10 protein-coding genes and 1 tRNA gene are annotated in these 12,982 nt (G+C 65.2%); 10 read left to right on the forward strand and 1 reads right to left on the reverse strand.

The genetic code is table 11. The annotated features are described in order from the left end of the window. The 3 genes from RTQ46_RS18875 to RTQ46_RS18885 form a co-directional block, all read left to right on the forward strand. On the forward strand, positions 1 to 586 hold a 586-nt coding region (locus tag RTQ46_RS18875), incomplete at its 5' end, for an EamA family transporter (RefSeq protein WP_312439013.1). A gap of 28 nt (positions 587 to 614) precedes the next feature. After that, a complete protein-coding gene (locus RTQ46_RS18880) occupies positions 615 to 1,016 on the forward strand; it encodes a methylglyoxal synthase (protein WP_312439015.1) in 402 nt (133 codons plus the stop codon). A gap of 22 nt (positions 1,017 to 1,038) precedes the next feature. After that, positions 1,039 to 2,028, forward strand: coding sequence for a quinone oxidoreductase (locus tag RTQ46_RS18885; protein ID WP_312439017.1), 990 nt, complete (start codon positions 1,039 to 1,041; stop codon positions 2,026 to 2,028). Between the two features lie 177 nt (positions 2,029 to 2,205). On the opposite strand, the gene RTQ46_RS18890 is transcribed toward RTQ46_RS18885, so the two are convergent. Then, positions 2,206 to 2,811 (reverse strand): DUF4136 domain-containing protein, encoded by a 606-nt coding sequence (locus RTQ46_RS18890; RefSeq protein ID WP_312439019.1) that lies wholly within the window; start codon positions 2,809 to 2,811, stop codon positions 2,206 to 2,208. Positions 2,812 to 3,066: 255 nt separating this feature from the next. Between RTQ46_RS18890 and pepN the strand changes: the two genes are divergently transcribed. From pepN to RTQ46_RS18925, 7 genes are all read left to right on the forward strand, one after another. Next, positions 3,067 to 5,721 (forward strand): aminopeptidase N, encoded by a 2,655-nt coding sequence (gene pepN / locus RTQ46_RS18895; protein WP_312439021.1) that lies wholly within the window; start codon positions 3,067 to 3,069, stop codon positions 5,719 to 5,721. Between the two features lie 157 nt (positions 5,722 to 5,878). Continuing rightward, on the forward strand, positions 5,879 to 6,880 hold the full coding sequence (locus RTQ46_RS18900) for a class 1 fructose-bisphosphatase (protein WP_312439023.1): 1,002 nt from the start codon (positions 5,879 to 5,881) through the stop codon (positions 6,878 to 6,880). 84 nt (positions 6,881 to 6,964) lie between these two features. Beyond that, positions 6,965 to 7,040 (forward strand) — tRNA-Thr (locus RTQ46_RS18905). A gap of 377 nt (positions 7,041 to 7,417) precedes the next feature. Further along, the gene (locus RTQ46_RS18910; RefSeq protein ID WP_312439024.1) at positions 7,418 to 7,945 is read left to right on the forward strand and encodes a sigma-70 family RNA polymerase sigma factor; all 528 of its coding nucleotides are present in this window, start codon (positions 7,418 to 7,420) and stop codon (positions 7,943 to 7,945) included. 5 nt (positions 7,946 to 7,950) lie between these two features. Further along, on the forward strand, positions 7,951 to 8,940 hold the full coding sequence (locus RTQ46_RS18915; protein ID WP_312439026.1) for a FecR domain-containing protein: 990 nt from the start codon (positions 7,951 to 7,953) through the stop codon (positions 8,938 to 8,940). A 93-nt stretch (positions 8,941 to 9,033) separates the two neighbouring features. Then, the gene (locus RTQ46_RS18920; protein WP_312439027.1) at positions 9,034 to 11,430 is read left to right on the forward strand and encodes a TonB-dependent siderophore receptor; all 2,397 of its coding nucleotides are present in this window, start codon (positions 9,034 to 9,036) and stop codon (positions 11,428 to 11,430) included. After that, positions 11,430 to 12,929 (forward strand): PepSY-associated TM helix domain-containing protein, encoded by a 1,500-nt coding sequence (locus RTQ46_RS18925; protein WP_312439029.1) that lies wholly within the window; start codon positions 11,430 to 11,432, stop codon positions 12,927 to 12,929. The genes RTQ46_RS18920 and RTQ46_RS18925 overlap by 1 nt, the downstream gene beginning before the upstream one ends. Positions 12,930 to 12,982 lie beyond the last annotated feature (53 nt).

Here is a 12,982-nt window from a genome sequence, read left to right on the forward strand (position 1 = left end):
GGAGCGGCTGATCTTGTTCCTTACGCCCACTTTCGTGCTGCTGATCAGCACCGTATATTTCAAGCACGCCATCAGCCGCCTGCAATGGCTGGCGCTGCTGACCTCCTATTGCGGCATCGTGCTGGTGTTCGTGCATGATCTGCAGGCGGGCGCCAGCAATATCGTGCTGGGCTCGACCCTGGTGCTGGGGTCGGCCTGTTCGTATGCCGTCTACCTGCTCGGTTCCGGGGAGCTGGTCAAGCGCATCGGCGCGATGCGGCTGGTCAGCTATGCGATGTGCGTGGCCAGCTTTGCCTGCATCGCCCAGTTCTTTATCCTGCGCCCGGTCGGCATGCTGATCCAGCCGCTGCCCGTGTACGGCTGGTCGCTGGTGAACGGCATCTTCTGCACGGTGCTGCCGGTGTTCATGACCATGATCGCCGTCGAGCGCATCGGCGCGCCCGTCGCCTCGCAGGCCGGCATGATCGGCCCCGTGTCGACGCTGTTCCTGGGCGCCATGATCCTGGACGAGCCGATCACCGGCTGGCAACTGGCCGGCACCAGCCTGGTCCTGGCCGGCATCTACCTGCTTTCCAAGAAAAAATAATCCTTCCAACCAAAGAGACGGCACCACCATGAAAACACGCATCGCCCTGATTGCCCACGACAAGAAAAAAGATGACATGATCACCCTGGCGGGCGAATACCGGGACTTTCTGGCTACCTGCGAACTGACGGCCACCGGCACCACCGGCGGGCGCTTGATCAATGAACTGGGCCTGGCGGTCGAGCGCAAGCATTCTGGCCCGTTCGGCGGCGACCTGCAGATCGGCGCGCTGCTGGTCGAAGGCCTGATCGATTGCGTGATTTTCCTGCGCGACCCGATGACGCCGCAGCCGCACGAGCCGGACATCAACGCGCTGGTGCGCGCCTGCGACGTGCACAATGTGGCGTGCGCCACCAATCTGTCGACAGCCCATCTGGTGCTGTCGCAACTGCAAGCCCAGGCCAGTGCCGCTGCCCAGGCAGCGGCTTGACCCTCATATTCAGGAGATGACGATGACAGAAGCGATAACCACGAAAGCCATCCGCATGCACCGCACGGGCGGCCCCGAAGTGATGGAGTATGTCGACGTGGAGCTGGCGCCGCCCGGCCCCGGCGAAGCGCGCGTCAGGCACGAGGCGATCGGCCTCAATTTCATCGATGTGTATTTCCGCACCGGCCTGTATCCGCAACTGCTGCCGGCCGGGCTGGGCGTGGAAGGCGCGGGCATCGTCGAGGCGGTGGGCGAGGGCGTCACCAGCGTCAAGGTGGGCGATCGCGTGGCTTACGCGGCGCGCATCAATGGCGCGTATGCCGAGCAGCGCAATATTCCGGCGGCCTTGCTGCTGGCGCTGCCCGACCGCATCGGTTTCGACACGGCCGCCGCCATGATGCTGCAAGGGCTGACGGTGCAGTACCTGTTCCACCGCACGGTGGCGCTGAAGGCGGGCGACACCATCCTGTTCCATGCGGCGGCCGGCGGCGTGGGCCTGATCGCCTGCCAGTGGGCGAAAGTGCTGGGCGTGAACCTGATCGGCACCGTCGGCTCGGACGACAAGGCGCAGCTGGCGCTGGCCCATGGCGCGGCCCACGTCATCAACTACAACACGGAAAACTTTGTCGAGCGCGTGCGCGAAATCACGGGCGGCAAGGGCGTCTCGGTGGTGTACGACTCGATCGGCAAGGACACTTTCACCGGTTCGCTCGACTGCCTGGCGCCGCTGGGCATGATGGTCAGCTTCGGCAATGCGTCCGGTCCCGTGCCGCCGTTTGCGTTGTCCGAACTGGCTTCGCGCGGCTCGCTGTTCATCACGCGCCCGGCCCTGTTCAGCTATGCGTCGGACCGTGAAAAGCTCGAAGAGATGGCCGCCTCGCTGTTCGGCGTCGTCAGCAGCGGCGAAGTGCAGGTGGAAGTGCGCCAGCGCTACAAGCTGGCCGATATCGTGCAGGCCCATACCGACCTCGAAGGGCGCAAGACCTCCGGTTCGACGATTATCGTGCCATGAGCGCGCAGGACGATGGCAGCCCCAAATTCGGCCGCTTGTTGATCGTGCTGGTACTGGCGGTGGCGCTGATCGGCGTGATCACGCTTGCGGCCGAAGCCTACTATCGATAAAACTGCAGGCGTAAAAAAACCGGCTGGCACTTCATGGCGCCAGCCGGTTTTTCAATACAGCGCTGGTTTACTGAACCTGGACTTCCACCTGGCGCGGCACGCCGCTGCGGCCCGGGAAGTCGGCAAAGGCGCTGGCCACCATGGCCGGCATCACTTGCGGCGTGGCGCGCTTGCCGCTGGTCGAATGCACGCTCACGTCGTACAGCTTCCTGCCGCTGCGTTCATTAATCGTGATGCGCAGCTTGCGGTCGAATTTGAAGCGCACGCTTTCTTCCACTTCCATCGGGCCGCCCCAGAACGGGCTGTAGCCGAAACGGCCGTAGCCTGGCCACGCGCCATAGCGGTAGCCGTAGCGGCCAGGCCAGTAGCCGGGGCCATACCAGAACGGGTCGGTGGCCTGCAGCACGCGTTCGGCAATATCGGTGGTGCCAAAGCTCATCGCCACGCGCAGCTTGGCAGCGTCAGGACCCGATGCTTCGCCGAAGCCATGCTTGGCCAGTTCGGCGCGCACCAGGTTCTGGTAGCTGCGGTATTCGAGCGTATCGTCTTCGGCGGCAGGCGCCTCGAAGACATACGATTTGTCGTTCAACTGGGCCGGCCAGTCGTGGAAAGCCGTCACGTCGCTGCGGATAGTGGTGGCGCAGCCGGTCAGCAGCACCGTCAGCGCAGTCATTAATATGGCCAGGTATCTCATTGCCGAATCTCCTCAATATGCGAGCAACCACTTGGTTGACGCAATTTATCGCTTTACAGTGTAAGACTACGCCATTGCAGTGCTGATTATTATTACAGATTGTTACCCTGTGTGTTCGGTGGTTAGCAGTTCCCCCAATTCATTTGCGCAAACGGCGCAAATCGTTGCCAAATCAGGCACGCTGCGGGCTGGTATTGGTAAAATAGGCTTTTGCCTCCGCTCCCACATCATCCTATGCGCACAGACAGCCCTCAGACGATTTACCGCCAGGACTACCTGCCGCCCAGCTACCTGGTCGACAGCGTGGAACTGGGTTTCGATCTCGATCCCGCCCGCACGGTAGTGGCGAGCCGGATCCGCATGCGTCACAACCCCGACAGCGCCAGCCGCAGCATCGAGCTGCACGGCGAACATATCGAACTGGTGCAGGTGCGCCTGAACGGCAAGGTGCTCAAACCGTCGCAATACAAGCTGACGGCCAGCATGCTGACGATTCCAAAGGCGCCCGACGAGGTCGAACTCGATATCGAAACCATCCTCGCGCCGCAGGACAATACCTCGCTGTCGGGCCTGTATGTGTCGAACCATAATTTCTTCACCCAGTGCGAAGCGGAAGGCTTCCGCCGCATTACCTTCTTCCCGGACCGCCCGGACGTGATGGCCAAATACACCGTCATGCTGCGCGCCGACAAGGAGCAGTATCCGGTGCTGTTGTCGAACGGAAATTTGATCGAAGAGGGCGATCTTGGCGACGGCCGCCATTACGCCAAGTGGGAAGACCCGTTCAAGAAGCCTTCCTACCTGTTCGCGCTGGTTGCCGCGCGCCTGGTGTGCCAGGAAGAGCGCTACACGCTCAACTCGGGGCGCGAAGTGCTGCTGCAGGTATGGGTCGAAGACGGCAACCTGGACAAGACCGACTACGCAATGCAGTCGCTGAAAAACTCGATCCGCTGGGATGAAGAGCGCTTCGGCCTGGAACTGGACCTGGACCGCTTCATGATCGTCGCCGTCGGCGACTTCAACATGGGCGCGATGGAAAACAAGGGCCTGAACATCTTCAACACCAAGTACGTGCTGGCCAATTCGCGCGTGGCCACCGACGTCGACTACGCCGGCATCGAGGCAGTGGTGGGCCACGAATACTTCCACAACTGGACCGGCAACCGCGTCACCTGCCGCGACTGGTTCCAGCTGTCGCTGAAGGAAGGCCTGACCGTGTTCCGCGACCAGGAATTCTCGGCCGACATGATCGGCACCGACACCGGCCGCGCCGTGACCCGCATCGACCAGGTGCGAACCCTGCGCCAGGCGCAGTTCCCCGAAGACGCCGGTCCGATGGCGCACCCGGTGCGTCCCGATTCGTTCGTCGAGATCAATAACTTTTATACCGTCACGATCTACGAAAAAGGCGCGGAAGTAGTGCGCATGTACCAGACCCTGGTGGGCCGCGAGGGCTTCCGCAAGGGCATGGACCTGTATTTCGAACGCCACGACGGCCAGGCGGTGCAGTGCGACGACTTCCGCGCCGCCATGGCCGACGCCAATGGCCGCGACTTCACCCAGTTCGAGCGCTGGTACAGCCAGGCCGGCACGCCGGTGGTGAAAGCCGACTCGCGCTACGATGCGGCTAGCAGGACGTTTGAACTGACCCTGCAGCAAAGCTGCCCCGCCACGCCGGGCCAGGCGCAGAAGCTGCCGTTCCATATTCCCGTCACCGTGGGCCTCCTGGGCGCCGATGGCCGCGATCTGCCGCTGCAGGTCGACGGCGTCGAGACAAATGGCAGCACCAGCGCGGTGCTGGAACTGACCGAAAGCTGGCAGACCTTCCGCTTTACCAATGTGGAAGAGCTGCCGGTGCCGTCGCTGCTGCGCGACTTTTCCGCGCCGGTGGTGCTCGAATACGGGTACACCGACGCCGAACTGCTGCACCTGTTCCGCCACGACAGCGACCCGGTCAACCGCTGGGAAGCGGGCCAGCGCCTGGCCATGGCGCGCCTGCTGAAACTCACCGCGCACGTGGCCGCCGGCGAAGAGCTGGCGCTGGACGACACCTTTATTGAAGCGCAGCGCGCCTTGCTGGCCGACGAGACGCTGGACCCGGCCTTCCGCGAGCTGGCATTGATCCTGCCATCGGAAACCATCATCGCCGAGCGCATGGCGCAGGTCGACCCGCAGGCGATCCATGCGGCGCGCCAGTTCATGCGCCGCACGATTGCCAGCGCCCTGAAACCGGAACTGCTGGCGCAATACCACGCCAACCAGACGCCGGGCGAATACAGTCCCGATGCCCTGTCGGCCGGCAAGCGCGCATTGAAAAACCTGGCGCTGTCGTATCTGCTGATCGCGCCGCAAGCCGATGAACTGGCGCTGGCGCAGCAGCAGTTCACCGATGCCGGCAACATGACCGACCGCGCGGCGGCGCTGGGCGCGCTGATTCATTCCGGCGCGCAGGAAGCAGCGCAAGCGGCGCTGGCCAGCTTCTATGGCGACTTCCAGGGCGAGGCGCTGGTGGTCGACAAATGGTTCGCCATGCAGGCCGCCGCACCGACCACCGACCTGGCGGCCGTGCGCGAACTGATGACGCATCCGGCCTTTACGCTGAAAAACCCGAATCGCGCGCGCAGCCTGATCTTCAATTTCACCAACGCCAACCCGTCGCAGTTCCACGCGCCGGACGGCAGCGGCTACGCTTTCTGGGCCGAACAGGTGATCGCGCTCGACGCGCTGAACCCGCAAGTGGCCGCCCGCCTGGCCCGTTCGATGGACCGCTGGCGCCGCTACCTGCCCGCCCTGCAAACCCATATGCGCGCCGCGCTGGAGCAAGTGGCTGGCCAGGCCAGCCTGTCGAACGACGTGATGGAAGTGGTGTCCAAGGCATTGGCGAATTGATACGATATGTCGGATTACGCCCTGCGGGCTAATCCGACCTGCGCGGCCACATTATTCGTAGGTCGGGTTGGCGCCAACGGCGCGTAAGCCGACAAGCACAGCGACAAACACGACAAGAGACAATTTAAAATAACGACATAACCAACAAAGGGGTTTCATGAAACGCATCAGTCTTACGCAATACCTGGTCGAAGAACAGCGCTCGAACAACAGCATCCCGGCCGAACTGCGCCTGTTGATCGAAGTCGTCGCGCGCGCCTGCAAGACCATCAGCCACGCCGTCGGCAAGGGCGCGCTGGGCGAGGTGCTGGGCACGGCCGACACGGAAAACGTGCAGGGCGAAGTACAGAAAAAACTCGACATCATCTCCAACGAGATCCTGCTCGAAGCGAACGAATGGGGCGGCCACCTGGCGGCGATGGCGTCGGAAGAAATGGAATCGATCCACCCGATCCCGAACCGCTATCCGAAGGGCGAATACATGCTGCTGTTCGATCCACTGGACGGCTCGTCGAACATCGACGTCAACGTCTCGATCGGCACCATCTTCTCGGTACTGAAAGCGCCGGAAGGCATGGGCCAGCCGACCGAGCAGGACTTCATGCAGGCCGGCACCAAGCAGGTTGCCGCCGGCTACGCCGTGTACGGCCCGCAAACCATGCTGGTACTGACCTTCGGCAATGGCGTGAACTGCTTCACGCTGGACCGCGAAATGGGTTCGTGGGTGCTCACGCAAAGCAATATCCAGATCCCGCCGACCACGAAAGAATTCGCCATCAACATGTCGAACGCGCGCCACTGGCATCCGCCGGTGCAGCGCTACGTCAACGAACTGCTGGCCGGCGACACCGGCCCGCGCGGCACCAACTTCAACATGCGCTGGATCGCCTCGATGGTCGCCGACGTGCACCGCATCCTGAACCGCGGCGGCATCTTCATGTACCCGGCCGACCTGCGCGACACCTCGATGCCGGGCAAGCTGCGTCTGATGTACGAAGCCAATCCGATGGCCTTCATCGTCGAACAGGCTGGCGGCGCCGCCACCGACGGCCAGCAGCGCATCATGGACATCGCCCCGCACAAGCTGCACCAGCGCGTGCCGGTCTACCTGGGCTCGAAAGACGAAGTGGCCCGCGTGACGGCCTACCACCAGGAGTAAGCAGGCGCTTTCCCCCACACTGCGCAAAAAAGTTCGTGTTGACACTAGCAAATTCTGTGCATTGTTTGTAGAATGTGGGTCTTCGCCGCTTTAGCTCAGTTGGTAGAGCAGTTCATTCGTAATGAAAAGGTCGCCAGTTCGATTCCGGCAAGCGGCACCAAAGATTCATCAAAAAGCCCGTTTATCTGCAAAGGTAAGCGGGTTTTTTGTTGCCTGTTCAAGCTTCGCCATGTGGCCTGATGCTGTTTTCAGCCGTTTTCAAGGAGCGTGACATGGGTAGCATTGCCGTTCCGGCGGGCGTTGCCCACCACATCGCCGATCATGCAGCCAGCGCTCTCGGTTGCCTGTCGCCCCACCTCTCCCTGTCGGTTGCCAAATCCGGCGCGCAGGTCGGCCGCCGTGTACACCACACCAGTCTCGCAGCCCGGCGACGATACGGTACACATCGACGGTATGCCGAGCACCTCGCAACGCTTGTAGCCCCGCGCCAAATGACCCTATAATAATGAGAATTATTCTCAACTATGGTGACCACGCATGGCGGCATCTTCCTCCGGGCAGCCACACTTGCACACGCTGTACGCCGAGCACCATGACTGGTTGCAAACGTGGCTGCGCAACAAGCTCGGATGCCTGTTTACCGCGCAGGACCTGGCGCAGGACACGTTCTTGCGCCTGGTGGTGCGTCCGCGCGAGTTCGATGCCGGGCAAAATCCGCGCGCCTATCTGACCACCATCGCCAAGGGGCTGGTGGTGGATCACTGGCGCCGGGCGGAAATCGAACGGGTGTGGGTGGCCGCGATGCTGGAGCGTCCGGAAGCGGCCCAGCCGTCGGCCGAGCACCAGGCCATTGTGCTTGAAACGCTGATCGAGGTCGATCGCATCCTGGCCACCCTGGCCGACAAGCCGCGCCAGGCCTTCCTGCTGGCGCAGCTGCACGAGCTGACCTACGCCGAGATCGGCGCGCGGCTCGGCGTGTCCGAGAGGATGGTCAAGAAATACATGGCGCAGGCCATGTTGCACTGCCTGTCGGCCGGTGCCGATTTCCGCGCCGCGCTGGCCTGACGTCCATGCAGCGCCGCCACGAGCAGGAGATACCCTACGCCACGCTGGAGCAGGCCGCCGAATGGTTTGCCGTCTTCCGCTCGGGCCGCGTCGAGGACGACGAACGGCGCCGCTGGCAGGACTGGCTGGCGGCGGACGCCGGCCATCGCCAGGCCTGGGCCCGGGTGGAGGCGATCAGCGACGGCGTGGCCATCGCGCGCGAAGCGCCGCAGGCCGCCAGCGCCGCCCTGCACGCCGCCAGTCAGGTGAGCCAACGGCGCAAGCTGCTCAAGGCCATGGCGCTGGCGGCGCTCACCGTGGGCGCGGGCTGGCAGGTAGCGCGCCAGGAAAGTGTGCAGGCGCTGGTGGCGGGCCTGGGCGCCTCGCATCGCACCGGCGTGGGCGAGAGCCGCCAGGTGGTGCTGGCTGACGGCACCCGGCTCTGGCTCGATACCGATACCGTGCTCGATGCCCGCTATGACGACCGGCAGCGCCTGCTGGTGCTGCACCAGGGCGTGATCCTGGTGGAAACCCATGCCGATGATGTCTACCCGCCGCGGCCCCTGATCGTGCACAGCGGCCAGGGCGCCATGCGCGCGCTCGGCACGCGCTTCGCGGTGCGCCAGTTCGACGGCCATACCCAGCTGGAAGTGAGCGAAGGGCGGGTTCAGGTTACACCGCGTGAAGCGCCGGCGCTGGCACGGGTAGTGGCGGCCGGCGAGCAAACCAGTTTTACCCGGCACGCCATCGCCGCCAGCGGTGCGCTGGACCCGGTGCGCCAGGCCTGGACCCGCGGCATGCTGATCGCCCAGGACATGCCACTGGCGCAGTTCCTGGCGGAGCTGTCGCGCTACCGGCCGGGCCACCTGGGCTGCGATCCGGCGATCGCCGGCTTGCGAGTAGTGGGCGCCTTCCCCCTGCGCGATACCGGCCAGGCGCTGGCCATGCTGGCGGCCGCGCTGCCGGTGCAGGTGAGATTTACCCTGCCATGGTGGGTGACGGTGGCGCCGAAATAATTATTTTGGAAAAGCGGTTCCCTTTTTGCCGCCTGCTTCGGAAAGCTCTGTGAAGACCGACATCCTCCTTTTCCGAAAGCTCGCCTGACTCCCATGACTCATTTCGCTTCCCGCACCCTGATCGGCCTGCTGGCCGCCACCGCCAGCCTGGCCTGCGCCGCCGACGCCGTGCCGCGCACCTATGATATTCCCGCCGGCCCGGTGAACGCCGTGCTTGCCCGCTTCTCGGTCGAGTCAGGCGTATACGTGGCCGCCGATGGCGCCCTTACCGCCGCCAGGACCAGCCCCGGCGTGCAGGCGACGCTGGCGCCGCAGGACGCCCTGGCGCGCCTGCTGGCCGGCAGCGGCCTGGAAGCGGTGCCGCAGGGTGCCGGGCGGTTCGTCCTGCGCCAGGGCGCGGCGCCGCAGACGGCAGTGCGCCCCGGCACGGCAGCCGCAGCCGCGTTGCCAACGCTGCCGGCGGTGACTGTCAGCGGCACGCGCGAAACGGCGCTCGGCCACGTGGACGGCTACATGGCCCGCCGCAGCGCCACCGCCACCAAGACCGACAGCCGCCTGATCGACAATCCGCAATCGGTCTCGGTGGTGACCGCCGACGAGCTGGCGGACCGCAAGGTGGAGACCCTGGACGAGGCGCTGCGCTACACGGCCGGTGTCACGCCCAACATGAAACCGTGGGCGGTCGATGAATTTTCGATGCTGCGCGGGTTCGAACTGGGCACGGCCGGCATCTTTCGCGACGGCCTGCTGACCTCGGGCCGCGCCTATGCTTCGCCGATCGAGCCGTATGGCCTGGAGCGGCTCGAAGTGCTGCGCGGCCCGGCCTCGGTGCTGTACGGCCAGTCGCCACCGGGCGGCATGATCAATGCGGTGTCGAAGCGGCCATCGGCCAGCGCGATACGCGAGATGGGCGTCGAGTATGGCACTTACGACCGCAAGCAGATCAAGGCCGACCTGGGTGGCGTCATCGACGGGCAAGGCGCCTGGACCTGGCGCGTGACGATGCTGGCGCGCGAATCGGGCACCCGGCTCGATCTCGACCGCGACGACCGCGTGTTTTTCGCGCCGGCCGTCAGCTGGCAACCCGACGACAACACCCGCCTGACCCTGCTGGCCCAATACCAGCAGGACAACCAGGCCTATGCCTGGCCCAACCAGTTGCAAAACCCGGGCCTGCGCGGCCAGCCTGCGCCCAGCCTGAACATGGGCGGGCGCGACAACCGCTGGAAACGCGAGAATGTCGCCATCGGCTACGAGTTCGAGCACCGTTTCAACGACATCTGGAGCGTGCAGCAGAACGTGCGCTACACCAGGCTGGATCGCGACGAGACCAATGTGTTCCCGCGCGTGCTGCAAGCCGATGGCACCATCACGCGCCTGTTCTATCCGCGCAGCTCGCACTGGCGCGGGCTGCAGGCCGATACCCGCGCGCAAGCCGCGTTGCGCACCGGGGCGCTGGCGCACAATGTACTCTTCGGCGTGGACTACGCGGACAACAAGACCATCGACCGCTTTCCGTATGCGATCTCGCCGATGCCCAGCCTGGACGTGTACAACCCGGTATACGGCGGGCGCCAGGCGCCGGTGGCGTCCACCAATCCGCGCAACGAGCGCTACCCGCTCACGCAGCTTGGCCTGTACCTGCAGGACCAGGTCAAGTGGGAGCAGTTCGTGGTGACGGCCGGCCTGCGCCGCGACCGCGCCGAAAACTCGAACACCCAGGAGCTGCCGCTGGCCGGTACCTCGAAACAGAGCTACGACCAGAGCGCCAGCAAGACCACCGGCCGCGTGGGCGCGGTGTACCTGATGCCGTCGGGCTGGGCGCCGTACCTGAGCTGGTCGACCTCGTTCTCGCCGGAGATCGGCCGCGACATCAATAACAATATGCTCAAGCCGTCGAGCGGCCGCCAGCTCGAAGCGGGCCTGCGCTACCAGCCCGAGCAGGGCAATGTCAGCTACACGGCGTCGGTGTTCAGCCTGGTGCGCAAGAACGTCACCACCGCCGCCTCGCAAGATCCGGACTCGCTGGTGCAGAGCGGCGAAGTGCGCTCGCGCGGACTGGAACTGGAAGCGCGCGCCGACCTGGCACGCAACCTGAGCGTGGTGGCGCAGTACACCTACCTGGACACCGAGATTACCGAGAGCAACAACGGCGATCGCGGCCTGCCGCAGCAGGGCGCGGTCAGGCACAGCGCTTCGGTCTGGACCAAATACCAGCACAAACTGAACGACACCTGGCTGGCCAACGCCGGCCTGGGCCTGCGCTACTACGGCAAGGCGCGCTCGTCGCTCGACTACGATAACGTCCATCTCGCCAATCCGTCGTTCGGCATGGTGGACCTGGCGTTCGGGCTGGAACAGGCATCGTGGCGCTATTCGCTCAACTTCAACAATGTGCTCGACAAGCAGGTGCTGCTCGATTGCGACGGCAAGTTCTGCTACCGTAACGCCGAGCGCACCGTCAACGTGAGCGCCAGCTACCGCTTCTGATGGAAGACAAGGCGCCCGGCCTGCGCCAGAGCATGGCCGGCCTGCACGTGTGGGCCGGCGTGCTGGCCGGCTGGCTGCTGTACGCGATCTTCATCACTGGCGGCATCAGCTACTTCCGCGAGGAGCTGACCCAGTGGCTGCGCCCGGAACTGCCGGTGCGGCCGGCCGTGCTCGACCAGGCGGCGGCAGCGCAGCATGCGCTCGCCACCCTGGCGCGCGAGGCGGCCGGCGCCGACCGGTGGCAGTTCGACCTGCCGGGGCCGCGCAACAACGTCATCGAGGCTGCGTGGGAGCACGGCGCTGACGGCGACCGCGAACGGGTGTTGCTGTCCCCCGTCAACGGCGCCGTGCTGCACCCGCGCGCCACCCACGGCGGCGAGTTCTTTTATTACTTTCACTTCTCTCTGCATTACCTGCCCGGCACGCTGGGGCGATGGATCGTCGGGCTGTGCGCGATGATGGCGCTGGTGGTGCTGGTCAGCGGCGTGATCGTCCACCGCCGCATTTTCAGCGACTTTTTCACTTTCCGGCCCGGCAAGGGCCAGCGCTCGTGGCTCGACGCCCATAACGTCAGCTCGGTGCTGGGCCTGCCGTTCTACCTGATGATCGTCTATACGGGGTTGGTCACGCTGATGCTGACCTACCTGCCGTGGGGCGCGCTGGCCGCCTTCGGCCAGCAGCAGGCCAGGCCCGCCATGGCGCAGGCGATGCAGGCGCGGTTCGACACGCCGGCCCGCAGCGGCGTGGCGGCGGCGCCGGTTGACCTGGCGCCGTTGATGGCGCAGGCCAGCTTGCGCTGGGGCGCCGGCAATATCGGCCGCGTGATCGTCACCCATCCGGGTGACGCGGCATCGCGCGTGGCGATCGTACGTGGCGATGGCGGGCGGATCTCGGTCGCGCCGGCATACCTGCTGTTCGATGGCGCGAACGGCGCGCTGCTGGCCGAGCGCGCGCGCAGCAGCCCGGCCCTCGCCACGTGGGGCACCGCTTACGGCTTGCACCTCGGGCGCTATGCCGATCCGGCCTTGCGCTGGCTGTATTTCTTCAGCAGCATGCTGGGCGCGGCCATGGTCGCCACCGGGCTGGTACTGTGGACGGTCAAGCGCCGCAACAGGCCCGGCGCCTCGCAGGCCTGGCTGCGTTTTACGCAGGCCGGCAATGCGGCCTGCGTGGCGGGGCTCGTCACAGCGGTGGCCGGCTTCCTGCTTGCCAACCGGCTGCTGCCGCTGGGCCTGGCCGAACGCGCGCAGTGGGAGGTGCACGTTTTTTTCCTGTGCTGGGCCGCCACCGCCCTCTACGCGGCGCGGCGCGGCGGCGCGGCAGCCTGGCGCACTCTGTGGTGGCTGGCGGCAGCGCTGTGGTGCGCGCTGCCGGTGGCCGATGCTTGCCTGGCGGGCCTGCCGGAGCGCGCGCTGTTTATCGGCTTCGACAGCGCGTTTGTCGCAACCGGCCTGCTGTGCCTTTGTCTTGGCAGGCGCATGACGGTGGCGGCGCGCTGAGGCTTGCCAGGCGGCCGTCGATTTGTCGCTTGCGTACGCTACCGCCCATAGCC

The organism is Janthinobacterium sp., assembly GCF_031995485.1.
Lineage (GTDB): Bacteria > Pseudomonadota > Gammaproteobacteria > Burkholderiales > Burkholderiaceae_D > Janthinobacterium.